Source organism: Bradyrhizobium ivorense, assembly GCF_900696085.1.
GTDB classification, from domain to species: Bacteria; Pseudomonadota; Alphaproteobacteria; order Rhizobiales; family Xanthobacteraceae; genus Bradyrhizobium; species Bradyrhizobium ivorense.
Genome location: NZ_CAADFC020000032.1, coordinates 26,261 through 50,532, shown reverse-complemented (window position 1 = coordinate 50,532; position 24,272 = coordinate 26,261). Strand labels below are relative to the sequence as shown.

Annotated in this window: 23 protein-coding genes; 10 read left to right on the top strand and 13 right to left on the bottom strand. The window is 66.6% G+C overall.

Going from position 1 to position 24,272, the window contains the following annotated elements; genetic code table 11:
• Positions 1-26 precede the first annotated feature (26 nt).
• On the bottom strand, positions 27-1,094 hold the full coding sequence (locus CI41S_RS37650; protein WP_139864089.1) for a maleylacetate reductase: 1,068 nt from the start codon (positions 1,092-1,094) through the stop codon (positions 27-29).
• On the bottom strand, positions 1,091-2,098 hold the full coding sequence (locus tag CI41S_RS37645; RefSeq protein WP_139864088.1) for a helix-turn-helix domain-containing protein: 1,008 nt from the start codon (positions 2,096-2,098) through the stop codon (positions 1,091-1,093). Before CI41S_RS37645 ends, CI41S_RS37650 begins: the two co-directional genes overlap by 4 nt.
• Positions 2,099-2,211: 113 nt before the next feature.
• On the opposite strand from CI41S_RS37645, the gene CI41S_RS37640 reads away from it, so the two are divergent.
• On the top strand, positions 2,212-2,937 hold the full coding sequence (locus tag CI41S_RS37640; RefSeq protein WP_139864087.1) for an alpha/beta hydrolase: 726 nt from the start codon (positions 2,212-2,214) through the stop codon (positions 2,935-2,937).
• A gap of 203 nt (positions 2,938-3,140) precedes the next feature.
• Here CI41S_RS37640 and CI41S_RS37635 read toward each other — a convergent pair whose 3' ends face one another.
• The gene (locus CI41S_RS37635) at positions 3,141-4,634 is read right to left on the bottom strand and encodes a flavin-containing monooxygenase (RefSeq protein ID WP_139864086.1); all 1,494 of its coding nucleotides are present in this window, start codon (positions 4,632-4,634) and stop codon (positions 3,141-3,143) included.
• Positions 4,635-4,741: 107 nt separating this feature from the next.
• Entirely contained in the window at positions 4,742-5,191 is a 450-nt protein-coding gene (locus CI41S_RS37630; protein WP_139485735.1) for a cupin domain-containing protein, read from the bottom strand.
• A 250-nt stretch (positions 5,192-5,441) separates the two neighbouring features.
• Here CI41S_RS37630 and CI41S_RS37625 point away from each other — a divergent pair, with 250 nt between their 5' ends.
• From CI41S_RS37625 to CI41S_RS37615, 3 genes are all read left to right on the top strand, one after another.
• Positions 5,442-6,455 (top strand): AraC family transcriptional regulator, encoded by a 1,014-nt coding sequence (locus CI41S_RS37625; protein ID WP_172628355.1) that lies wholly within the window; start codon positions 5,442-5,444, stop codon positions 6,453-6,455.
• Between the two features lie 93 nt (positions 6,456-6,548).
• The gene (locus CI41S_RS37620; protein ID WP_139864085.1) at positions 6,549-7,415 is read left to right on the top strand and encodes a S1C family serine protease; all 867 of its coding nucleotides are present in this window, start codon (positions 6,549-6,551) and stop codon (positions 7,413-7,415) included.
• On the top strand, positions 7,412-7,786 hold the full coding sequence (locus tag CI41S_RS37615) for a helix-turn-helix transcriptional regulator (RefSeq protein WP_139864084.1): 375 nt from the start codon (positions 7,412-7,414) through the stop codon (positions 7,784-7,786). The genes CI41S_RS37620 and CI41S_RS37615 overlap by 4 nt, the downstream gene beginning before the upstream one ends.
• A 238-nt stretch (positions 7,787-8,024) precedes the next feature.
• Here the strand turns inward: CI41S_RS37615 and CI41S_RS37610 are convergent, their stop codons facing one another.
• The 6 genes from CI41S_RS37610 to CI41S_RS37575 form a co-directional block, all read right to left on the bottom strand.
• Positions 8,025-9,419, bottom strand: coding sequence for a sensor histidine kinase (locus CI41S_RS37610; RefSeq protein WP_244626815.1), 1,395 nt, complete (start codon positions 9,417-9,419; stop codon positions 8,025-8,027).
• Complete coding sequence (locus CI41S_RS37600; RefSeq protein ID WP_139864083.1) at positions 9,406-10,098, bottom strand: response regulator transcription factor; 693 nt, start codon at positions 10,096-10,098, stop codon at positions 9,406-9,408. Before CI41S_RS37600 ends, CI41S_RS37610 begins: the two co-directional genes overlap by 14 nt.
• 169 nt (positions 10,099-10,267) lie before the next feature.
• Positions 10,268-10,792 carry a hypothetical protein gene (locus CI41S_RS44060; RefSeq protein ID WP_175607171.1) on the bottom strand — a complete coding sequence of 175 codons (525 nt, stop codon included), beginning with the start codon at positions 10,790-10,792 and terminating at the stop codon, positions 10,268-10,270.
• A gap of 314 nt (positions 10,793-11,106) precedes the next feature.
• A complete protein-coding gene (locus CI41S_RS37585) occupies positions 11,107-13,437 on the bottom strand; it encodes a Tex family protein (RefSeq protein WP_139864080.1) in 2,331 nt (776 codons plus the stop codon).
• A 146-nt stretch (positions 13,438-13,583) separates the two neighbouring features.
• Positions 13,584-14,438 (bottom strand): amidohydrolase family protein, encoded by an 855-nt coding sequence (locus tag CI41S_RS37580; protein WP_139864079.1) that lies wholly within the window; start codon positions 14,436-14,438, stop codon positions 13,584-13,586.
• Positions 14,435-15,484, bottom strand: coding sequence for an aldo/keto reductase (locus CI41S_RS37575; RefSeq protein WP_139485727.1), 1,050 nt, complete (start codon positions 15,482-15,484; stop codon positions 14,435-14,437). Before CI41S_RS37575 ends, CI41S_RS37580 begins: the two co-directional genes overlap by 4 nt.
• Before the next feature lie 370 nt (positions 15,485-15,854).
• Here CI41S_RS37575 and CI41S_RS37570 point away from each other — a divergent pair, with 370 nt between their 5' ends.
• Entirely contained in the window at positions 15,855-16,985 is a 1,131-nt protein-coding gene (locus CI41S_RS37570) for a hypothetical protein (RefSeq protein WP_139864078.1), read from the top strand.
• Between the two features lie 34 nt (positions 16,986-17,019).
• Here CI41S_RS37570 and CI41S_RS37565 read toward each other — a convergent pair whose 3' ends face one another.
• Positions 17,020-17,334 (bottom strand): monooxygenase, encoded by a 315-nt coding sequence (locus CI41S_RS37565; protein WP_139485725.1) that lies wholly within the window; start codon positions 17,332-17,334, stop codon positions 17,020-17,022.
• An 81-nt stretch (positions 17,335-17,415) separates the two neighbouring features.
• Here CI41S_RS37565 and CI41S_RS37560 point away from each other — a divergent pair, with 81 nt between their 5' ends.
• Together CI41S_RS37560 and CI41S_RS37555 are read left to right on the top strand one after the other, a co-directional pair.
• Positions 17,416-17,994 (top strand): TetR/AcrR family transcriptional regulator, encoded by a 579-nt coding sequence (locus CI41S_RS37560; RefSeq protein WP_139864225.1) that lies wholly within the window; start codon positions 17,416-17,418, stop codon positions 17,992-17,994.
• A 176-nt stretch (positions 17,995-18,170) separates the two neighbouring features.
• Positions 18,171-18,575, top strand: coding sequence for a GFA family protein (locus tag CI41S_RS37555; RefSeq protein ID WP_139864077.1), 405 nt, complete (start codon positions 18,171-18,173; stop codon positions 18,573-18,575).
• A 60-nt stretch (positions 18,576-18,635) separates the two neighbouring features.
• Here CI41S_RS37555 and CI41S_RS37550 read toward each other — a convergent pair whose 3' ends face one another.
• Positions 18,636-19,757 carry a branched-chain amino acid ABC transporter substrate-binding protein gene (locus tag CI41S_RS37550; protein ID WP_139864076.1) on the bottom strand — a complete coding sequence of 374 codons (1,122 nt, stop codon included), beginning with the start codon at positions 19,755-19,757 and terminating at the stop codon, positions 18,636-18,638.
• 418 nt (positions 19,758-20,175) lie between these two features.
• On the opposite strand from CI41S_RS37550, the gene CI41S_RS37545 reads away from it, so the two are divergent.
• The 3 genes from CI41S_RS37545 (at position 20,176) to paaZ (ending at position 23,345) form a co-directional block, all read left to right on the top strand.
• Positions 20,176-20,334 (top strand): helix-turn-helix domain-containing protein, encoded by a 159-nt coding sequence (locus tag CI41S_RS37545; protein ID WP_244626814.1) that lies wholly within the window; start codon positions 20,176-20,178, stop codon positions 20,332-20,334.
• Positions 20,335-20,430: 96 nt separating this feature from the next.
• On the top strand, positions 20,431-21,222 hold the full coding sequence (gene paaG, locus CI41S_RS37540; protein ID WP_139864074.1) for a 2-(1,2-epoxy-1,2-dihydrophenyl)acetyl-CoA isomerase PaaG: 792 nt from the start codon (positions 20,431-20,433) through the stop codon (positions 21,220-21,222).
• 95 nt (positions 21,223-21,317) lie between these two features.
• Complete coding sequence (gene paaZ, locus CI41S_RS37535; protein WP_139864224.1) at positions 21,318-23,345, top strand: phenylacetic acid degradation bifunctional protein PaaZ; 2,028 nt, start codon at positions 21,318-21,320, stop codon at positions 23,343-23,345.
• 197 nt (positions 23,346-23,542) lie between these two features.
• On the opposite strand, the gene CI41S_RS37530 is transcribed toward paaZ, so the two are convergent.
• Positions 23,543-24,202, bottom strand: a complete 660-nt coding sequence (locus tag CI41S_RS37530; RefSeq protein WP_139864073.1) for a TetR/AcrR family transcriptional regulator — start codon at positions 24,200-24,202, stop codon at positions 23,543-23,545.
• Positions 24,203-24,272 lie beyond the last annotated feature (70 nt).

Sequence of the window (24,272 nt, the reverse complement as noted above, 5' to 3'; positions counted from 1 at the left end):
CCGCTTCACACTTTTCCGGATCATGCTTATCCGGCTTGCGGCCGCGCGCCGGACCAGGCCCGCGTGAGCAGGGCGCGAATGCCGTCCGCTTCGATCGGCCGCGGATTCCAGTAGGGGTTTTTGGTCGCCAGCTCGGCGGCCCTTGCGATGCCATCCTCGGGCATGCCGATCTCGGCCAGCGCGCGCGGCGCGCCTAGTTTTGCGGACAGATCGAACAGGCCATCGGCAGCATCACGCGCTCCGAGCGCCCGCGCCGCGCGGCTGATCGCCTCGGGCGCGGCCGGCGTGTTGTAGGCGATGGTGTGCGGCAGCAGCACCGCGTGGGTCTCGGCATGCGGCAGATCGAACAGCGCGCCGACAGTGTGGCAGAGCTTGTGATGCAGCGCCATGCCGACGGTGCCGAGACAGACCGCACACAGCCAGGCGCCATAGAGCGCATCGGAACGCGCCTCGAGATCGCGCGGCCGCGCGATCACCTCGGGCAACGATGACGCCAGTTTGGCAATCGCCTCGGCGGCCATCAGCGACGTGATCGGATTGCCATCCCGCGCATACAGCGCTTCGGCCGCATGCGCGAGCGCGTTGAGGCCGGAGATCGCGGAGAATTTTGCCGGCATCGAGACGGTCAGATTGACGTCATAGATCACCGCCTCGGGCAAGATTTTTGGCGACGACTGCGTGGTCTTGACGCCATCCACGGTCTCACCCAGCACCGGCGTCATCTCCGAGCCGGCGTAGCTGGTCGGCACGATCAGTTGCGGCAGGTCGGTGCGCAGCGCGATCGCCTTGCTGAGGCCGGTCGCAGCGCCCGCACCGATCGCGACCACGCCGTCGGGCTTCAGCTCGCGCACCGCCTGCATCGCCTGCTCGGTCACCGCGACCGGTGTATGCACGATGGCGCCGTCGAACAGGCCGGCGACGCGGCCGCCGGTCAGTCCGGCGAGATCGCCGAGCTCGGCCTGCTGCCGCCGGCTCGCCAGCACCAGCGCCCGCTTGACGCCGAGCCGATCGAGCTCGTCGGCAAGCCTTTCGATCGTGCCGACGCCGAACACGACCCGCATCGGGCTGACCTGGTAAACGAACGGCTGAGTCATTGTGATTTCCGAACAAGAGTTGTTGATCCGCGGCGCCAGTCGCCCGGCGTGCAGTTGAACCGATGCCTGAACCGCCGCGTGAAATGCGACAGGTCGGAGAATCCCCAGTCGAATGCGATGTCGCCGATCGCGCGGCCGAACATCGTGGGATCCTTGAGATCGCGCGCGGCGCCGTCGAGGCGGCGATCGATCACATAGCTTGCAAACGTGGTGCCGGCGCGTTCGAACAGCTTGTGCACGTAGCGCTCGCTGATCCGCATCGTGGCGGCGATGGCGGCAACCCCGAGCCCGGGCTCGCGCAGTCTGCGATCCACTGCGCGGCGCAGCGCGAGCCACGTCGCGTCCGCGAGGCTCGCGGCCTCGGCGGCGCCTTCACGGCTGCCGCGCGACAGGCTGAGCGCGACGAGGTCGAGCAGCACGTCGAACAGCCGGGCGTTCTCCGCATCCGAGGCGCGCAGCGCCGACGCGTTCAGGACCTGCGCGGTCTCGGCAATCAAATGGCCGACGAACGGATCATCCGAGACTCGCGCCGGGGCGAAATCCGGCGGCGACGGCAACCGCTCGTCCAGCGCCTCGGCCGGCACCCAGAACGAGGCGACCTGCAGCGCGGGGCCGCGGTCGTGCAACAGCGCGAACCGCTCACCGCTGTCGAAGATGCCGACCTGCCCCGACGACAGGCTGATCTCGCGGCCGGCCTGCTGGATGCGGCAGCGGCCGGCGAGCTTGAGGTTGAGGTAGTAGCAGCGCCGGCTGGAGGCGGCGATATCGGCGGCCGAGCGGCGCACGATATGCTCCGGGAAATTGACCCGGTTCACCGCACCGTCGCCGAGCCCGAGCGTGTCGACGCGGGCGAGGAAGCCCGGCGCCGCGGTCGGCTCCGGCGTCAGGTTCATGAAGGCCTGGCAGATCGCCTCGCGATAATAGGCGAACTGCTGGTCCGGCCTGATATCGGCGGTATTCCAGCTCAGCCGGCGCGAGCGATCCGCGGCGCTGGTCTGCTGCATCAGTTCACTCCGAGCCTAATCCGGTTCGGTTACAGCCAAGCGCGATCCGCGGGCCCGGGTCAATATCCATCGAACGCCGCAAATGATCTGACCAACCACACCGGAGGTACGCCATGTCCACTTATGTTCTCGTCCACGGCGCCTGGCATACCGGCGCAGAGTTCGAGCCGGTCGCCGCGGCTATCCGCAAGGCCGGCCACGTCGTCCATACGCCGACCATCAGAGGCAACCGGCCCGGCGACCGCAAGGACTCCGGCCTTGCCGAGGCGATCCAGTCGATCGTCGACTATCTCGCCGAGCACAATCTGAGCGACATCGTGCTGGTCGGCCACAGCTATGGCGGCATGATCATCACCGGTGTCGCTGATGCTGCGGCGAGCCGCATCCGCCGGCTGGTCTACTGGAATGCCTTCGTGCCCAACAACGGCGAGTGCCTCAACGACATGGTGCCGCCGACCTATCTCGGGCTGTTCGACGCGATCGCCGCCGAGCGCGGCGACGGCTCGGTGGTGCTGCCGTTCCCGATCTGGCGCGAGGCCTTCATCAACGATGCCGACCTCGAGACCGCGCAGCGCGCCTACGACGTGCTCAACCCGCACCCGCTGAAGACGTTTCAGGACAAGATCGCGCTCAAGACCAACCCGGCCGAGATGCAAATCGCAAAGTCCTACGTCAACTGCACCGAGGACACGGCGATGCCGCACGGCCTGCCCTGGCATCCGCGGCTGTCGCAGAAGCTCGGGCTGTTCCGCCTGGTGCAGGTGGCGGGCAGCCATGAGCTCTGCTTCACCAATCCGGCGCGGCTGGCGCAAGCCTTCCTCGATGCCGGCCGCGACTGAGAGGATGTGAAGCTTTGTCCTCGCCCACCGCTGTCATCGCCCGGCCTGTGCGCAATTGCGCACATGGACCGGGCGATCCAGTACGCCGCGGCCTCTCGGCTCAATAACCGCTGCCTCTGGAATACTGGATCACCCGCATTCGCGGGTGATGACACCGAGCAAGGTGAGCAAACCAATCCGTCATCCTGAGAACGGCGTTTGCGCTATGCCACCGCCTTGTAGTCCGGCGCCGTCGCGAGGAAGCGCGCATAGGCGTCGGCGTCGGGCGGCGTGAATTTTTCGACCAGCGGGTTGCGCCGCGAGGCCTTGGTGCCGATGTCGGCGAGCAGCTCGTCGAAATGCTTGAAGTGGTAGGGCGCGACGCACAGCCCGCCATAGACGCCCGCCGCCGGCCGCTCGACCCGCCGGAAATGCAGCATCACCGCGATGTTGTCGTGCATCGCGGCGGCATCAGGCTGCCGCGCCAGCTGGCCGTCGGCATAGCGCACCAGCCAGTTGGCGGCGAGATCCGCACACAGCACGGTGCAGAAGCTCGAGTTGAAGCCGACGAACCCCATGTCGGGCAAATCGGGATTGGCGATCAGGCGATAGAGCCGGTACTGCCCGTCGGGCTCGACCAATTTGGCCTGATACTCCGCCGGCAGGAACGGCACGCCGAGCTTGTAGCCGATCGCCAGCACCGCGACGTCGGCAGCGACGCGCTGACCGCCGGTCATCACGATGGCCTTGCCGTCATAATGATCGAAGGTGCCGCGCACCGCCTTGATCCGGCCGTCGGCCACCATCGGATAGAAGCCCGGGGTTGCGATCGGCACCGAGCAGTTGACGCCGTCCTCGATGCGCTCCTTCGGCACCATGTTGCACTGCTTCAGCTTGAGCTGCACTTTCAGCATGCTCTCCAGCCCGCGCCAGTTCGCCCACACCAGCGGTTTGGCGATCGCATGCGCGAGGCGCGCCGCCGGCCCGATGCCCCAGCTCGCGAACATCTGCTCCTGGGCGCGGATGTAGAGAATGCGCTTGAAGTTGACGAGCCCGCCGACGAAGTACGGAATCCGCCACACCGGCTCGCGAAACACGATGGTGACTTCGCTGGCGCCGGAATTGACCGCGTTGACAGCAATATCGGTCGCCGATTTTGAGCCGCCGAGCACCACGACCTTACGCCCCTTGGCTAGCGTTGGATCGCTGTATTGCGACGAGTGCAGGATCTGGCCGCCCTGCGCCTTGAAGCCGTCCTCGCCCGACAGCGGCAGCGTCTGCGGCTCGTTGAACTGCCCGGTGCAGACCGCGACGAAATCGAAATCCTGATGGCCGGCAGCGCCGTCGCTTGCGCGCAGCTCGAGCGTCCAGCCCGGCTTGCCGTCGGACCGGCGCTTCATCGCCTCGACCTTGGTGTTGAAGCGGATCGCGCCGTCGAGCCCGTGGCTGTGCGCATAGTCGCGCAAATAGGAATGGACCTGCGGGCCCTTCGGCCACTCCGGATAGGATTCCGGCATCGCCTTGTCGGTGTAGCGATAGAGCTCCTTCGGGCTCTGGGTCTGGACGTCGGGATACATCCGCGTCGGATCCCAGACCCCGCCGAGCTCGCTGCTGCGCTCGACGATGGTCACCCTGTGACCACGCGAGGCAAAGGCCTTGCCGGCGGCGAGCCCCGAGACGCCGGCCCCGATCACGCACACATGCTTCTGCTTGACCATGAGATCGCTCCGATCAGTGAACTGGTCCATCGTTGCGCGCACGCGACCCCATCGTCGCCAGAGTCTGGTCCGGCAACCCGGAAGGCGTGCGCGGTAGCTGCGTCGGCCTAGTCGTTGGCTTCCGGCGGCAGAAAATCCACCTCGTGCTCGGCGGAGATCCGCACCACCTCGGCGGGGTCCTGCAGATTGTGCAACTTGTCGAACAGCGCCTCGAGCTTCTGCATCGGCGACACCCAGAACAGCGCCCGCGCCGGCTTGTCCGACTTGTTGAAATAGCCGTGCGGAATGCCGCGCGGCATGCGCACGAGGTCGCCGGCCTTGGCCTGCACCCAGACCCCGTCGAGCTTGAGGTCGAGCACGCCCTCCTGCACCAGGATGAACTCGTCCTGGGTCGGATGGATGTGCACCGGCACGAACTGGCCGGGATCGCTGTTGGTCTCGAATGCGAAGGTCGAGTCGGTGACGGCCTTCGGGTAATAGACCTGGCCCAGGATATTCCAGGTCTTGCCGCTGTAGCCGGTGCCGTTGCGGGTGATGCCTTTCTCGAGCGCGCCCATATGTCAGCCTCCAGTTTGATGCGCCATGTGGACGCGGAGCCTGTCGCCGGCGGGCGGCACTGTCTAGCCGATAAACGAATCCCTGTTTGACATGATCATGCTGCAATGCGGCAGCAGCGCCGGCCCAAAACCCCGGCCCCCGGCTGCGCAGCGATCGGGCAGATTGCGCGCCGAAACTGCATTTCCCTTGGCCGGCAAATGCTCTAGGCTGGCTGATGTTTTAGACCTCAAACAACTCCGGACGGCCGGCGTGATTGCGACGGGCAACGAGGTTTTGGCGAAGACACGGCTGCAGGATTTTTCGCGCGTCGCCACCGAGCGCGTCGACGATGCCGCCGAAGCGGTCGGCCGGATCTTCTGTCCGCACCAGCTGACGCCGGTCAATCGCTCGGAAGCGGACTTCTTTGCGCTCCACAATTGCGCAGGGTACGACGGGTTCTCCGTCAACTATGTCGCCTATGGCGGATCGGTTGCGATCAATCCGGGCTGCCTCGACCGCTTCTTCCTGCTGCAGCTGCCGCTGCATGGCTCAGCCGCGATCCGCACCGCCGCGCGCGAAGTGACGACGAGACCGCGTCACAGCGCATCGCTGCTGTCGCCGACGATCCCGACCGAGATGATTTGGCGCGGCGATTGCGCCCAGCTCATCCTGCTGCTCGATCGAAAGCTGGTCGAGCATCGCGCCGCGGCGCTCGGCGGCGTCGCGGTGCGGCCGGTCGAGTTCGAGCCCGAGGTCATGCTGACCGGATCCCTCGGGCAGACGCTGACAGCGAAGATCGATCAGCTCATCACGCTCGCCGAGCAACTCGGGCCGCGCAAATCGCTCTCCGCGGTGGCGGCGGCCGAGTGGCGCGAGGCGCTGCTCGACGCACTGCTCGACGGCCAGCGCCACAGCCTGAGCGCCGCCATCGATACGTTCAACGGCCGCGCCGAGACCCAGCCCGCGGCGCTGAAGCGGGCGCGGGCCTATCTGGAGACGCGGGCGACCGAGCCGCTCGATCTCGCTGAGCTGGCCGGGATCGCGGGCACCGGCATCCGCGCGCTGCAGCTCGGCTTTCGCCGCCACTTCGGCGCGACCGTCACCGAGATGCTGCTCGACATCCGCCTCGCCCAGCTCAACGCCCGGCTGAAGACGGCGCGGCCGGGCGAACGCATCGTCGATATTGCATTCGAGCTCGGCTTTACCCATCTGAGCCGGATGGCGAGCGCCTACCGCGCCAAGTTCGGCGAGAGCCCGAAGGCGACCCTGCAGCGGCTGAGCTGACGGGTTCCGAGCGGCGCCGCAGAGCCTGCCCATCCGGCCAGTTTCGCCGCCAGCCGCAACCGCACAGATTGGGGGAAGCCAACGGAGCTTCTCATGACCGAACCGACCACCCTCGCCTCGCTCTCCTCAGCCCTTGCGGAGACGGTCGCGCGCACGGCGCCCGCGATCGTCTCGGTCCATTCGCATCGCTTGCGCGCCTCCGGCTTCGTCTGGAAGCCAGGCCTCGTCGTCACCGCGGACGAAGCGCTGGCCGACGAAGGCGAGGTCGAGATCGAGCTTGCCGACGGCAGCAGCCGGCAGGCGACCGTCGCCGGACGCGACCACACCACCGACATCGCGCTGCTGCGGTTCGACGGCGATGCCGCGCCGGTCAAGCTGTCGAGCGAGGTCCCCGCGCTGGGATCGCTCGCCGTCGTCGTCGCCGCCGACCGCGGTGCGCCGACCGCGCGGCTCGGCATGGTGTCGCGCTCAGGCCCGGCCTGGCGCAGCCTGCGCGGCGGCGAAATCGATGCGCGGATCGAGCTCGACATCCGGCTGCGGCACAGCCAGCAGGGCGGGCTCGCGCTCAATGCCGCGGGCGAAGCGTTCGGCATGGCCGTGCTCGGGCCGCGCCGGGTGCTGACGATCCCGACCGCGACCATCGAACGCGTCACGGCGCAGCTCGAGAAGAGCGGCCGCATCGCCCGCGGATATCTCGGCGTCGGGCTGCAGCCGGTGCGGCTCGACGACGGTTTTGGCGCCATGGTGATGAATGTCGACAAGACCGGCCCCGCGGCCGCCGCCGGCATCCGGCAGGGCGACGTGATCGTCGCGGTCAACGGCGAAAAGCTGGCGGGCGTGCGGGCGCTGTCGCGCAGCCTCGGCCCGCAGAGCGTCGGCACCGTGGTCGAGCTGACCGTACATCGCGGCGGCGAGCCGCAGACCTTCAAGGTGACGATCGGCGAGAGGCCCGAGACGTGAGCGATGCGCCTGCCCCCGACATCGTGATTGCGCTCGAGATCGACGATCCCGTGCTGGCCGACCGGCTGGCGACGCTGCTCGGCGGCGTCGCCGGCCTGCGCCTCGCCGTGCCGGGCGAGCAGGCCACGGCGGCGATCGTCGCGCGGAGCAAGGAGGCGGGCGCCGGCGGCGATTTCGAGCTGACCCCGCGCGAGCTCGACGTGCTGGCGCTGCTCGCCGAGGGCGCCTCCAACAAGATGATCGCACAGCGGCTCGGCATCTCCGTCCACACCGCCAAATTTCACGTCGGCTCCCTGCTCGACAAGCTCGACGCCACCGGCCGCACCGACGCCGTCGCGCACGCCGCACGGCGCGGGGTGATCAATTTGTGAGACGGGGCGGCAAGGCGGCCGTGATGCAGTCCCTCCGGTCGTCGTCCTGGCGAAAGCCAGGACGACTCCGAGTTTGTTGCCCTCTCACACCCGTCATCCTGAGGTGCGAGCTCTTGCGAGCCTCGAAGGATCGACGGCCACTAACCGGGCCGATTCATCCTTCGAGGCTCGCCCAGCAGCGCAATTGCGCTGCAAGGCTCGCACCTCAGGATGACGGGGAATAGCAGCTCCACCCATCCTACGCCCTGCGCTCCGGCGCGCCGTTTGCCGATCTTGCAAAACACAGCCTGACCAGCAGGCCCGGCGCGTTGTCGCGCAGTTCGATCTTCGCGCCGTGCAGGCTCGCCACCGCCGCGACCAGGCTGAGGCCGAGGCCGTTGCCGGGGGTGTAGCGGCTCTGCTCGAGGCGGTAGAAGCGCTTGAAGACGCGGTCATGCTGGTCGGCGGGAATGCCCGGACCGTCGTCGGCGACCGCGATCACGGCGCCGTCCGCGCTGTTGCAGCAGGTCACGGTGACCCGTCCGCCGGCGCGGCCGTGCTTGATAGCGTTGTCGACCAGATTGGCGATAGCGTCGAACAACAAATCGCGATCGCCGGTCATCAGCACCTCGGCATCGCCGGCAAGATCGAGCCGGGTGCTGTCGCGCTCGGCCGCGGCGTCGTAGAGCTCGACCACCTCGCCCGCGATCTCGACCAGATTGACGGTGCGAAACGCGCCCCGCCGGGCACGGGTCTCGATCTCCGAAATCCGCGTCAGCGAGGCGAACATCGCCAGCACGATATCGAGATCGGCGATGGTGTCGCCGATCAGCGCCGCATCGCCCTCGCCGTCCCGCGGCGCATGATAGGCCTTTTCCAGCCGGCCGCGCATCCGCGTCAGCGGCGTGCGCAGATCGTGCGCGATGTTGTCGCTGACCTGCTTGACGTCGCCCATCAGGCTCTCGATGCGGTCGAGCATCAGGTTGAGGTTCTCCGCGACGCGATCCCATTCGTCGTGGCTGCCGCGCAGCGGAATGCGCTGGTCGAGCCCGGCGAGCATGATGGCGCGGCTGGTTGCGTTGATCGACTCGATGCGGGCGACCGTCCGCCGCGTCACTCCGATGCTGGCGACCGCCGCGAGCGCGAGGATCAGCACCACGACCGCGATGCCGGCCGCCCGGATCCGCGCCGTAAAGCCGTCGAGATCGCTGATGTCGTGGCCGACCAGCAGCCGGCTGCCATCCGGCAAGGTCGCGGCCAGGCCGCGCAGCAGCGGGTCTTGCGCTGCCAGCGTCGGCACCGCCGCGCGGAATTCGGTCCAGCCCGCAGCGGTGGCGCCGTCCGGCCACTGTTTGAGATTTCCGGCCAGCACCACCGCGCCCGGCCCCGACAGCATGTAGACGTGATCGGCAAAGCTCTTGTCCGCGATGCGCTGGTCGATCAGCGCGATCAGGCCGTCGCGTCCCGACCGCGCGAAGACCTCGCGCAGGCTCGCCTGCTCGGTCACGATTGCGCGATCGGACCGGCTGCGCACATAGGATACCGTCGACCAGTAGACATAGGCGAAGATCGCCGAGACGATCAGGCCGAAGGTGCCGATTGCGATCAGCGCCAGGCGGAACGTCGTTGACCGGAAGGTCTTAGCCAGGAGCACGGAGGCAGTACCCGATGCCGCGGATGGTGTGGATCAGCGGATAGGCTTGCTGGTCGTCGACCTTGCGGCGGACGCGCCCGACATAGACGTCGATGATGTTGGTGGAGGGATCGAAGTGCAGATCCCAGACGTGCTGCAGCAGCATGGCGCGCGACACCACCCGGCCCTCGTTGCGCACGAGGTATTCGAGCAGCTGGAACTCCTTCGGCAGCAGCGGAATCCTGCGGCCGCCGCGGCTCGCGGACCGCGCGATCAGATCGATCGCGAGATCGCCGACCCGCAAGATGGTTTCCTTGGCCACGGTCTCGCTGCGCCGGCCGAGTGCCTCCAGCCGCGCCAGCAGCTCGACGAAGGAGAACGGCTTGACCAGATAGTCGTCGCCGCCGGCGCGCAGGCCGCGCACCCGGTCGTCGATCTCGCCGAGCGCGCTGATGATCAGGAACGGCACCGCGATGCCGTCGTCGCGCATCTGGCGCATCACGGCGATGCCGTCGATGTCGGGCAGCATGCGGTCGATCGTGATCACGGCATAGTCGCGCGCGGCGCCACGGTCGAGCGCCTCGCGGCCGTTGGCGGCGAGGTCGACATCGTAGCCGCTGGTGGTGAGCTGCTCGACGAGCTGACCCGCGGTCTCCGGATCGTCCTCGACGACGAGAATGCGGCGGTGGGCTCCGGTCATATCAGGTCTTCGTTTGAAGTCTCCGAGCGCCCCGCGACGGTCGCCACCAGACTATCCCATTTTGGGGCTTGATGGAACGCCTGGCGACGACCGCGACAGCGAGTGCGGTCGCTGCTGGTTGAGGCATGAACACTCCGGAAGACCGCCTAACATTCTTCCGGATCATGCCTTAGTAGTAGCCATACCCGCACACGTTGATCCATCGCAGGCCATAGGGTCCGTACGTCCTGCGCCAGCAGCCGTCATAGTAGCCATAGTAGTCGCCATAGAACGGACCGCCGACGAAAGCGAAGCGGTTGAAGCGGTGGTGGAAGCCGTGGTGATGGAAACCGTGCGAGCCGTGGAATCCGCCGGCAAAGCGCGGCCCGAACGCAGCGCGTCCCATCGGCGCACCCGCGAAGCGGGAGCCGCCGAAATGAGCGCCACCAAACTGCGCGCCGCCTCCGCGGGCAAACGCCATGGCGCCACCGCCGCGCATGCCGCCGCCAAAACCTCCCGCATGCATGCCGCCACCGAAACCACCACCATGCATCCCGCCGCCAAAACCGCCGCCGTGGCCGCCTCCGAAGCCGCCACCGCCGCCGTGCCCGCCGCCGCCTCCGCCACCTCCACCTCTGGCGAAGGCCGGCGTTGCCAGCACGCTTGTCACGCCGATGGCCGCGGCCATCAGGCAAGTGAGGAACTTGTTCTGCATCGTAACATCCTCCGTCGTTGACCTGCGGCGAACGGTGTGCGCCGCAGGAAGACGTGCATCAGGAGATGCAAATCGGAGGGCTTCTTCAACTTACAAATGCGCCAGATTCTGACGCTGAAGTTAGTTTGCGCGGCACCTTCTGACGATGATGTGATGGCGCGGACTCGTTAGCGTCGACCGGCACCAGAGTGATGGCGCATCACTCAATGTCATTGCGAGCCAACGGGTCGCGCGAACGCGCGCCCGATGACAGGCTCCGCGAAGCAATCCATCGTGCCGCATGCGCGGACAGATGGATTGCTTCGTCGCTTCACTTACGTCGGCTTGCCGCGGCCGTTCTTCTCGGCGGCGCGGCGCAGCGCGTCGGCGAGCGCGCCGCCGGACTGCTCCTGGGGCCGGCGCGGCGCCGACGACGTCATCGAGCCGCGCGAGAAATCCCGCGATCCGCCGGAGTTCTCCTTCTTTGGCCCGACCTCGTCATCGAGCCGCAAGGTCAGCGCGATGCGCTTGCGCGCGACCTCGACGTCCAAGACCTTGACCTTGACGATGTCGCCCGGCTTCACCACCTCGCGCGGGTCCTTGATGAAGGTCTTCGACATCGCCGAGATGTGCACCAGTCCATCCTGATGCACGCCGATGTCGACGAAGGCGCCGAACGCGGCGACGTTGGTCACGGTGCCCTCGAGGATCATGCCCTTCTTGAGATCCTTGACCTCCTCGACGCCTTCCTTGAACACCGCCGCCTTGAACGCCGGGCGCGGGTCGCGGCCGGGCTTTTCGAGTTCGCGTAGGATGTCGGTGACGGTCGGGAGACCAAAGGTGTCGTCGACGAAGGCCTGCGGCTTGAGCCCGCGCACCACGTCGGCATTGCCGATCAGCGCCTTGATGTCGCTCTTGGTGGCCTCGAGGATGCGCCGCACCACCGGATAGGCTTCCGGATGCACGCCGGAGGAATCCAAGGGATCGTCGCCGTTGCTGATGCGGAGGAAGCCGGCGCATTGCTCGAACGCCTTCGGCCCGAGCCGCGGCACGTCCTTCAGCGCCTTGCGCGACTTGAACGGGCCGTTGGCGTCGCGGTGCTGCACGATGCTCTGCGCCAGCCCCTGCCCGATGCCCGACACCCGGGCCAGCAGCGGCACCGAGGCGGTGTTGGCATCGACGCCGACCGCGTTGACGCAGTCTTCCACCACGGCATCGAGCGACTTCGCCAGTTTTGCTTCGCCGAGATCGTGCTGGTACTGGCCGACGCCGATCGCCTTCGGATCGATCTTGACCAGCTCGGCCAGCGGATCCTGCAGCCGGCGCGCGATCGAGACCGCACCGCGCATGGTGACGTCGAGCTCGGGCAGTTCGCTGGAGGCGAAGGCCGAGGCCGAATAGACCGACGCGCCGGCCTCCGAGACCACGATCTTGGTGATCTTGCGATCGGCGAGCCGTTGCACCAGCTCGGTCGCGAGCTTGTCGGTCTCGCGCGAGGCGGTGCCATTGCCGATCGCGATCAGCTCGACGCTGTGCTCGATCGCGAGCTTGCCGAGGATGGCGAGCGCCTCGTCCCAGCGCCGCTGCGGCTCGTGTGGAAAGATCGCCGTGGTCGCCAGCACCTTGCCGGTGGCATCGACCACGGCGACCTTGACGCCGGTGCGGTAGCCGGGATCGAGCCCCATCGTGGCGCGCGCGCCCGCCGGCGCGGCGAGCAGGAGGTCGCGCAGATTGGAGGCGAACACCCGCACCGCCTCGGTCTCGGCCGCGGTCCACAGCCGCATCCGCAGGTCGATGTTGAGATGGATCTGGATTTTGGTACGCCAAGCCCAGCGCACGGTCTCGGCCAGCCATTTGTCGCCCTTGCGGCCCTGGTTGGAGATCCCGACGCGGTGCATGATCTTCAATTCGTAGGTGCTGGGCACGCCGGCCGCCGGCTCCTGCGCCTCCGGCTTGATCGCGAGATCGAGGATCTCCTCCTTCTCGCCGCGGAACAGCGCCAGGATGCGGTGCGACGGCAGCTTTGGCAGCGCGCCGCTGTAGTCGAAATAGTCCTTGAACTTCTCGCCCTCGGTCTTCTTGCCCTTGCGGACGGTGGAGACCATCACGCCGTTGCTCCACATCTCCTCGCGCAGCGCGCCGATCAGATCGGCATCCTCGGCGAAGCGCTCGACCAGAATGGCGCGCGCGCCGTCGAGCGCGGCGGCGACATCTGCGACCTGCTTCTCGGCGTCGACGAACGGCGTGGCGGCCTCGGTTGGATCGTTCTCGGGCTTGGCCATCAGGAGATCGGCGAGCGGCTCGAGCCCGGCCTCCTTGGCGATCTCGGCCTTGGTGCGGCGCTTCGGCTTGTAGGGCAGATAGATGTCTTCCAGGCGACCCTTGCTGTCGGCAGCCATGATCTGGGCTTCGAGAGCCGCATCGAGCTTGCCCTGCTCGCGGATCGAATTGAGCACCGCGGTGCGGCGCTCCTCGAGCTCGCGCAAGTAAGTGAGCCGCTCCTCCAGCGTGCGCAGCTGCGCGTCATCGAGCGCGCCGGTGAGCTCCTTGCGGTAGCGCGCGATGAACGGCACGGTGGCGCCGCCGTCGAGCAGCGTCACCGCCGCCTCGACCTGCTCGTCGCGAACCCCCAGCTCCTGCGCAATCTGTTGATGAATCTTTGCCACGCTCGTCTCTCTGACTTCGTTGCACCGCCGGATTAGCACTGCGGACTTGCACTGCTGATTTGCGGCGGCGCGGACGCCGCTTATGGACCATCCCGGATTGATTCATCAAGGCGCGCTGTGGATCAAATTTGGCGCCGGCCTATAATCTATTTCCGGGATGTTGGCCGCCCGCGGCTTGACAAATAGACGCGCGCCGCATTGCCGCCGAAAATCGCATCCCTTGCATCACTTGACAAATCAGCCAGCAACGTCTCGCTCGCCGCGAACCATTGCGCATAGCCGCCCGCGAGATTGACCACCGGCCAGTCGCTGCCCCACAGCAGCCGCTGCGGCCCGAAGCACGCCAGCACGTGATCCACGGCCTCGCGCAGATCTGCAACCTGCCAGCCCGGTGCGGCCTCCGTCGCCAGGCCCGACAGCTTGCAGACGATGTTGGCGCGCGCGGCAAGTGTCGCGACATCGTCCTTCCAGGCCGCGATGTCGCCCGAGGCAAGCTGCGGCTTGCCGAAATGGTCGAGCACGAATTGCAGGTCGGGATGACGATCGACCAATTCGACCAGCCGCGGCAGATGGCGCGGCAGCACCAGCGCATCGAACACCAGGTCGTACTGCGCCATCGCTTCCAGCGGCGCGGTCAGTTCCTCGCGCAGCAGCCAGTCGTCATCGGCGATGTCCTGCACCATCGGCCGCAGACCGACCAGCAAATCGCGTTCCGCGACCGCATCGACCCGCGCCGCGGCATCGTCGGCGTCGAAGTCGATCCAGCCGACCACGCCACGCACCAAATCGTCGCCTTTGGCGACGTCAAGCAGGAACGCGGTCTCCGCCTCGGTCGGCGCCGCCTGCACCAGAATGGTGCCATCGATCCCGGCGGCGGCGAGATGCGGCATCAGGTCGGGCAGGCCGAAATCGCGATAGATCGGCGCGAGGTTTTCGGTCAGCCAGCCGTAATCGGCGCGCGACAGCCGCCAGACATGGTGATGGGCATCGATCCGCATCATGCCGGCACCGGCGCGTTGGCGTCGAGCAGCCGCTCGGCCTTGAGGTCGCGCCACAGCGCTGACGGGACCGGCGTCGACAGCGCGACGACGTTGCGCTCGACTTCCTCAGGCGCCTGCGCGCCGAGCACGAGGCTTGCGACCGCCGGATGGCCCAGCGCGAAATGCAGAGCGGCGGTCGGCAGTGCCACGCCATGCGCGCGGCAGACGCGCTCGATCGCGGCGACCTTCTGCATCATGTCGAGCGGCGCGTCCTTGTAATTGTACTTGGCGCCGCTGACCGCGCCGGTGGCGAGGATGCCGGAGTTGAACACGCCACCGAGCATGACGCCGATGCCCTGCGCCTCTGCCAGCGGCAGGAACTCGGCGAGCGCCGGCTGTTCCAGCAGCGAATAGCGGCCCGCGAGCAGCATGGTGTCGAAGGTGCCGGCCTTGGCAAAGCGCACACACATCTCGGCCTCGTTGACGCCGATGCCGATGCCCTTGACGACGCGCTCGCTCCGCAACTTGTCGAGAGCGACATAGGCGCCCTCCATGGCCTCGCGAAACCGCGCCTCGATCGCGTCGCGGCCGTGGGTCCAGACGTCGACATCGTGGATCAGCAGCAGGTCGATGCGGTCGGTGCCGAGCCGCAGCAGCGACTGCTCGACCGAGCGCATGGTGCCATCATAGGAATAATCGACCACCGCGCGATGCGGCTGGCCGCCGACGAAATTGGAGCCGTCGCCGCGGTCGTGGAACGGATCCATCCAGCGCCCGACCTTGGTGCACAGGATGACGCTGTCGCGCGCCACCCGCCGCAGCGCGGTGCCGCAGCGATGCTCGGCGAGGCCGTGGCCATAGAGCGGCGAGGAGTCCAGCAAATTGACGCCGAGCGCAAACGCCCGCTCCGCCGCTGCGATCGCCTTGGCGTCGTCGAGCCGCGCAAAGAGATCGCCGAGCGGCGCGGTCCCGAAGCCGAGGATCGAGACTTCGAGCCCGGTGCGGCCGAGCCTGCGGCGGGGCAGCGCGGAAGCGGCGACCGGATTGGAGGATTGTTGTTGGTTCATCGTTGCGCTCCGCCCTGAAGTCTTCTTGTTGAGTGTTGGATGAGACTAGCCTCACCTGCGGGGAACGGGAAGACGGCCAGCGGGCACATTGACCGGGTTCCGCATGGATCGCGCTGGTGCAAAACGAGCCCCGCGCAGCATCCGTCAACCGGATAAGCTCGCGCATTGCCTGTAGTGAAGAAATCGGCTATTGGAGCGCTCCGAAACTTCAATGCAGGAGGCGACCATGTTTACGTTTGCGCGCTTCCCGGGTTCACTGCGCGATATTTGACGCGCATCCCGGGACCTGATCCCGGGTGAGATCATCAGCTCACAATCGATCGAATCCGCCCCCGTGGCCTACGGCTCCGCGCTTGCGGAGAATATTGTCATGACCTCGACACTTCTCGTGGCCTCTCGTCGGGAGGCGACGCGCTCCGTGCTGCTCGAACGTCAGCTGCGGAGATATCATCCACGCGTCCAGGACCAAGTTCGCGCGCTCGCGATGCAGCATGCCCACCTTGCGGACCTTGCCGCAAGCTTTCCGGCGCTGCTGTTCGCGCTGGCGCTGCCGCGGGCCGGGCTCGACCCGGCGGCCGCGCGCGCGTGCGTCATCGACGGCCACGCGCTGGCGGACGCGGCGCTTGCGGCCGGCATTCCGCGGTGGCTGCGCAAGCTGCCGCCGGAAGCGTTCGCCGGCCCGATCCCTGCGCTGCCTGACGACGAGCTGTTTCGCCGCCGGATCGCAAACCACCTGCCGCGATCGCCCAAGCTTGCACCGCGCTGGCTGCAAGCCGTCGCCGGGATGGCCGAGCTCGCGCATGGACCGGCAGCCGTGTGGATCGCACGCGAGTTGCTGCGCGATCCGCGGCGTGTCGATCCCGACCGGCTGCGGCTGCTCGGTCTGTGGGCGTGGTTCTCCACCCAGCCAGCGACACTGGCGCATACGCTGATCGACCGGCCGTGGACGCCGAACATGGGTATCGATGCCGCGCTTGCGGCTGCAAATGAGTGGCGACTGCTGATCGCTTTGCAGGTCAGTCTAGGCGCGCAGCCGATCGCCGATATGTGGCTGCAGCCGGCTCGCGTTGCCGGCTACGACTTCGTCCCGCTGAGCTCGACCGCTGATATCGCGGAGGAAGCCGAAGCCATGCAGAACTGCCTGCGCGGCTACGGCAACAGTCTCGCGCATAATCGCTTGCGGCTGTGGAGCGTCAGACGGGACGGACAACGCATCGGCACGCTGAAAATAGCAACCTCGGCCGGCGATCCCCTGCTGAACATCACCGAACTCAGAGGCGTCCGAAACACGGCGGCGTCGCGCGAAGTGTCGTGGGCGGCGCGCCAATGGCTCCATATGCACGACTTGCCGCGGATCGACGTGGAGTATCGCAAGCCGGGCGCAGCATCGCTCGACGGCCCGACGTGGCGCGCGATCTGGCGGCCCTATTGGCTTGCCAAGCGCCGCATGCCGCATTGGCTTCCGATCGGGGCGCGACGCGCGGCGCTCTATAACTTGTAGGCGCTTTACCCGGACCGCAGGCCTGCGCGTCTCCCTATCCGTCGGCGACGATCTGCTGCGCGACGTTGTCGACCACCACGGGACTTTCGAAATAGGTCACCGTCGGCTCGGTGCCGTACTTCTCCCGAACGAATGCGCGCCAGGCATCCGTGTACAGGGCTTCGGCCTCCGGCCTTGAGTTCCAGAGATAGACGCCGCCGACCGTCGCCCCGTCCTCCGACAGCACATAGGTCTTCCGCAGCAGGCCCTGAACTCCGCGATAGGTCGGCGCGGTGCTCATGAAGATGTCGCGCGCCTCCTCGCGCGTGATCGGCTTAGGCAAGATGAACGTCGTGAGTGCGGTAATCATGCGAACCTCCTGAAACACCATTCTTGACAATCATGTCAATCTTGACGATAATGTCAAGAATGGATCGATGAGGTGAGCCGAATGGTGGGCGTGCGGCAATTCGACGAGGACGAGGTGATCGCGACCGCGCTCGACGTGTTCTGGCGCAAGGGCCTGCACGACGCGACCATGCAGGACCTCGCGGCCGCGACCGGCGTGCAGCGCGGCAGCCTCTACAACGCCTATGGCGACAAGGAAGCAATCTTTCTGCGCGCCTTCGATCAGTATGCCGAGCAATTCCTGGAAGCCGCCGGCAACGCACTCGGCCGGGGCGATGCCGCGGCCGGGCTTAAAAATTTTTTCGAGATGATCATCGTCAACATGACCGACGGCGCGCCGCCGCGCGGCTGCCTGACCACCCGCACCGCGCTCGACGCGACGATCTCGAGCGCGGAGGTGCGCCAGCGCGTCAGGGACGTGCTGGCCGGGCTGGAAGCGCTCGTCGCCAAAACCATCAGCGCCACCCCGGGCCGGCGCAGCAGGGCCGACGCCAATCGGCTGGCGCGCGTCATCGTCACCTTCACGCGCGGCCTCGCGGTGATGGAGCGCGCCGGCTACAGCCGCAAGCAGTTGAAGGAGACGGCCGCGACCTTCATCGACGCGGTGGTCGGCGACAGGTGAGAAACGGCGAATGCGCAGCCGTCATTGCGAGGAGCGAAGCGACGAAGCGATCCATCGCTCTGCGTACGCGGAAGAATGGATTGCTTCGCGGAGCCTGTCATCGGGCGCGCGTTCGCGCGACCCGTTGGCTCGCAATGACGGACATAAGGTCACGGATCAAAATAGGAGACCACATCATGCCGGATCGGAACGGCGGCTGCCTGTGCGGCGCGGTGCGTTACGTGCTCAAGAGCGAACCGCGCTCGATCGCGATCTGTCACTGCACGCACTGCCAGCGGCAGAGCGGCAGCCTGTTTTCCTTCAACCTCGTGATCCGCGAGACCGACTACGAGCAGTCCGGCGAGACCACAGTGTTCGTCGATACCGGCGACAGCGGCCATCCGGTGCTCCGTCATTTCTGCGGGCGATGCGGCTCGCCGATCCTGGCGATATCAGCACTGATGCCGGGAAAGGTCGTGGTGAAAGCCGGCACACTCGACAGCCTGGAGGGCCTCCAGCCGCACGCCGAGATCTATACCGATCGAGCGGCAGAATGGCTTGCCCCGGTGCCGGGCGCCGCGCGCTTTGCGCAGAACGTGTGACCGCTGGCGGCAGAAGCTGCCGCGACGCCAGTCAGGGAGGACCGGCGTCGCGGCGTGCGATCACTGACCGGCAGCCGGCAGTTCGGCGTAGTTGCCGTCCTTGTCGCGGCGGTACACGACATAGTCGATCAGGGTGATGTCACCCTTCGGCGTGTAGCTGATGTTGCCGAGCACGGTGTCCCACTTGCCGGCCTTGATGGTCGCGGCGACTTTCTTGGCGTCGGTGCTCTGGGCACGCGCGACCGCCTGGCTCCAGATCTGGAACGCAGCGTAGCTGTAGAGCGTGTAGCCGTCGGGATCGATGCCCTTGTCCTTGAACTTCTTCAAGGTCGCGGCCGCGCTCGGCTTCTTGCGCGGATCGGGCGAGAAGGTGAACAGCGAGCCCTCGGCAAGCGGCCCCGCGATCGCCGCGAACTGCTTGTCGACCAGCGCGTCGCCGCCCATCAGCACGGCATTGACGCCCTGCTCGCGCATCTGGCGCAGGATCAGCGCCGCCTCGGCGTAGTAGCCGCCGACATAGACGAAATCGATATTCTCCTTCTTGAAGCGGGACACCAGCGCGGCAAAGTCCTTGTCGCCCTTGGTGTAGGCTTCGTAGAGCTTTTCCTTCACGCCGGCGGCGTTGATGGCGTTCTTCGTCTCGTCGGCAAGGCCTTTGCCGTAGGTGGTCTTGTCGTGGATGATCGCGACATTCTTGGTCTTGTAGTTCTTGATGATGTAGGCCGCCGCGACCATGCCCTGCTGGTCGTCGCGGCCGCAGACGCGGAACGTGTTCCACAGGCCGCGCTCGGTGTAGAGCGGGTTGGTCGAGCCCGGGGTGATCTGCAGCACGTTGCCCTCGGCGTAGGAGTCGGAGGCCGGGATCGACGTCGACGAGCAGAAATGTCCGTCGACGAACGGGATCTTCATGCTGGCCATCTTCTCGGCCACCGAAACCGCCTGCTTCGGATCGCAGGCATCGTCGCCGATTTCCAGCTTCAGCTTCTTGCCGAGCACGCCGCCGGCCGCGTTGATGTCGGCGACAGCCAGTTCAGCACCGTTCTTGAACTGCTGGCCGAAGCTTGCTTCCGAACCGGTCATCGGACCGACCACGGCAACGCTGATATCCTGGGCCATGGCGGCGCCGGACAGCGCCAGGCTGGCGCCGAGCGCAAGACAATATCCTCGAAGTGCGAACTTCATCCTATTCTCCTCGATGGTCTTAAGTCGCCTCAATGCATCGCACCAACGAATCTCGCCGAATGCGACGATCACCGGGGGCTGCCTTTTAGGCGGGTGCTGGCTGGCAGGCTCGGACTGAGACGACGGGGGATTGGACATATGCGACATTGCGCAACAATGTGAAACACGTTGTCGTGCATTGCCGTCGGGAAACGCGGAACAGCGGGCGACTTGGATGTGCTCTAAGATCACACTGCAGCTATTTCCAATTCCGATGGCATCGGAACGGAGTTTTAGACACTTGTCATGACGCGTTGTCTTCACGCGAACCGGTATCCGCTTCGCGCGAAACCCTCGTGCAATGTGCTGCCCGTCACAGCCCGGTCATTACGTCGTGCTTGCGAGGCGAGACGCGAATCGCCGCGCCAGCGATGCGCGAGTGACCGATCCGCGCCACAGCGGCAGCACCGTCGGCACCATTGCCTTCGAAGCGGGCTTTGGCGATCTCTCCTACTTCAACCGCACCTTCCGCCGGCACTATGGCGCGACGCCGTCCGATATCCGCGCCACACCGCGACGCATCCGTCGATGCGGATAATTATAATTGACCGACCGGACGGTTAATAGTAATTCGGTCGCAGGGGCATGCGAGCTTTGTCCCCGGTCAGCAGAAACCGCACACGGGAGGAAAACCATGGTCAGCGACTTGGTGTTGACCGATGTCCGCGACGGATATCGCGTCCTGACGCTCAACCGGCCCGACCGCCTGAACGCCTTCAGCGGCGAGATGCACGCCGCATTGATGGCGGCGCTGACCGCGGCGGAGAGCGACAAGTCCTGCCGCGCCGTGCTGTTGACCGGCGCCGGACGCGGGTTCTGCGCCGGCCAGGACCTTTCCGACGGCGTTTTCACGCCGGGCGAGACGCCCGATCTCTCGTTACAGATCGAAAAGTATTACAATCCGCTGGTGCGCAAGCTGCGCAGCCTGCCGCTGCCGGTGCTGTGTGCGGTCAACGGCGTCGCCGCGGGCGCCGGCGCCAATGTCGCCTTTGCCTGCGACATCGTGATCGCCGCGCGCTCGGCCAAGTTCATCCAGGCCTTTGCCAAGATCGGCCTGGTCCCGGACTCCGGCGGCACCTGGTTTCTGCCGCGACTGGTCGGCGGCGCGCGGGCGCGGGCGCTGGCCATGCTCGCCGAGCCGGTCTCGGCGGAACGCGCAGAAGCCTGGGGCATGATCTGGAAGATGGTGGAGGATGCCGAGCTGATGACCGAAGCCCACGCCCTCGCCGCCTATCTCGCGGCGCAGCCGACCGATGGTCTCGCCTTGATCAAGCAGGCGCTGGATGCCTCCGAGACCAACACGCTCGACACGCAGCTCGAGCTCGAGCGCGACTATCAGGGCCGCGCCGGCCGGACCGCCGACTACGCCGAGGGCGTCACCGCCTTTCTCGACAAGCGCGCGCCGCGGTTCATCGGACGGGCCTGAGCCGTCCGGTTGAACGTTCCCCCGGCAAGACTAGACTCACTCAATCAGGTATTCACGGAATCAACGCAATGGCACAGCCTCAATCCAGTAACGTGATGCAACTCGACAGTTTTGTTCGCGGCAAGTGGACCGGCCCTGGTGAGCCGGCGGCCGAGATTCATAGCGCCGTGACCGGCGATGTGGTCGCGCTCGCGACCCGGAACGATCTCGACATGCGCGAGATCCTCAGCTATGGCCGCGCGGTCGGCGGCAAGAACCTGCGCAAGCTGACGTTCCACCAGCGCGCCGGACTGCTGAAGGCGCTGGCCGACTACCTGAGCCAGCACAAGGACCGGCTCTACCAGCTGTCGCTCTTCGCCGGCTGCACCCGCACCGACGCGATGATCGATGTCGACGGCGGCATCGGCACGCTGTTCTCCTATGCCGGCAAGGGCCGCCGCGAGCTGCCGAACACAAGATTCCTGCTCGACGGCGCCGTCGAAGGGCTCTCGAAGGGCGGCGCGTTCGCCGGCCAGCATGTCGTGACCTCGCTGCACGGCGTCGCGGTGCACATCAACGCGTTCAACTTCCCGTGCTGGGGCATGCTGGAGAAGCTGGCACCCGCGCTGCTCGCCGGCGTTCCCGTCGTCACCAAGCCCGCAACCATCACCTCCTATGTGGCGCATGAGGTGGTCCGGATGATCACCGAGTCCAAGGTGCTGCCCGAAGGCGCGCTGCAATTCATCGTCGGATCGACCGGCGACCTGTTCGACCACCTCACCTGTCAGGACGTCGTCTCCTTCACCGGCTCGGCCGACACGTCGCAAAAGCTGCAGCGTCATCCGGTGATCGCGCGCGAAGCCGTCAGGTTCATCGCGGAACGGGATTCGCTCAACGCGGCGATCCTCGCGCCGGATGCGGTGCCGGGAACCCCGGAGTTCGACCTCTTCATCAAGGAGGTGGCGAAGGAGATGACGGTGAAGGCGGGGCAGAAATGCACCGCGATCCGCCGCGCGCTGGCGCCGACGGCGCAGATCGACGCCGTGATCACCGCGCTGCGCGACCGCCTCGCCAAGGTCACGCTCGGCAATCCGGACAACGATAAGGTCAGGATGGGGCCGCTGGTGGGCTTGAGCCAACGCAGCGATGTGCTGGCCCATGTGGCAAAACTGCGCAGCGAGGCCGAGCTGGTGGCCGGCGATCCCGACAAGTTTGCGCTGCTCGATGCCGATGCCAAGCGCGGCGCCTTCGTGCCGCCGCTGCTGCTGCATTGCGCGAAGCCCACGGCTGCAACTGCGGTGCACGAGATCGAGGCGTTCGGACCCGTCAGCACCGTGATGGGTTATGACGATCTCGACCAGGCCGTTGCGCTGACCAACCGCGGCGGCGGCAGCCTGGTCGCCTCGATCTATACGCATGATATCCAGGCGGCGACCGAGCTCGCGTTCGGGATCGGCAGCTTCCATGGCCGCGTCGCCATCATCGACCGCGACTGCGCCACCGAGCATACCGGCCACGGTTCGCCGATGCCGCAGATGGTGCATGGCGGGCCGGGCCGCGCCGGCGGCGGCGAGGAGCTCGGCGGCGTGCGCAGCCTGCAGCACTACATGCAGCGCACCGCGCTGCAGGGCTCGCCGCGCATGCTGTCCGGCGTCACCGGCCGCTGGTTCAAGGGCAGCCCCGTGCTCGACGGCGCGCTGCACCCGTTCCGCTATCACTACGACGATCTCGAGATCGGCCGCACGCTGGTCTCGAAATCGCGGCAGATCACGCTCGAGGACATCGAGCACTTCGCGCACTTCACCGGCGACACCTTCTACGCCCATATGGACGAGGAAGCGACCAAGGGACATCCGTTCTTCCCCGGCCGCGTCGCGCATGGCTATCTGCTGCTGTCGTTCGCGGCCGGCCTGTTCGTCGATCCCGACTACGGTCCGGTGCTGGCGAATTACGGCCTCGACTCGTTGCGCTTCGTCAAGCCGGTGCAGCCGGGCGAATCCATCCAGGTGCGCCTGACCGCCAAGGAGAAGACGCCGCGCAACAAGCAATATGGCGAAGTGCGCTGGGACGTCGAGATCACCACCGGCACCGGCGAGACCGCGGCGACCTACGAGCTGCTGACCATGAACGCGATGCGGACGTAGTTTCAAACAACGACCGCAACGGCGCTGCGCCCCCTCTCCCCGTTCTTACGGGGAGAGGGTTGGGGTGAGGGGCTGCCTCCGCGTATCCGCCTCTGCGTTTGCGGAGGCTCCCCCTCACCCGGAACGCATCTAAAGATGCGTTCCGACCTCTCCCCGCAGGCGGGGCGAGGTAAGCGGAGTCCGTTGCTCGGCGTTTGCTACAGCAACTCGGCCTGCCGGCTCCGGCTTGCCGACTTGCCCTTGCCGCGCGGCCGGGTCACTGCCGCCACCGCCTCGTCGGCGCCGGCGAGCACCAGCCGCACCACGAAGTCGGCATAGTCGGTGCGGGTCATCGGTCCGCCCTCGCGGAACCACATGTAATGCCAGTTCAGCATGCCGAAGACGCTCATCGCGAGCGGCTTGAGCACGCGCTTCTGCTTCGCCGCCGGCACCGCTGCGGCCAGCGCATCCGACATGATCCCGACCAGGATCCGCTCGCTGGCGAGCAGCGGCTCCCGCTTGTCCTTCGGCAACAGCTTGAGGCTTGCGATCTGGACTTGATGCTCGGCATCGGCATGCCGGTAGAGCTCGAGCAGCGTGCCGATGATGGTCCGCAAGCGCTGCACCGGCTCGCCGGGTGCCGCGTTCGCCTGCTCGACCGCCGCAACCAACTCCTGCAGATGGGACGACAGGATGTCGAAGAGGATCGCTTCCTTGTCCGGATAGTAATGATAGAGCAGCGCCTTCGAGACACCGCACGCGTCCGCGATCGTATTCATCGACGTGCCGACATATCCCGATGCCGCAAACAGCTCGGCCGAGCGATGCAGGATCGAGAGAGCCTTGTCGTCGTAGTCCTTGGCGCGCGTTCGGGCCATGTCTCGTCCGTTCCACCAATCGGCCGTATCGGCCATCCGCTTGAGACCAATCAATAAAGGCAAATGCCAA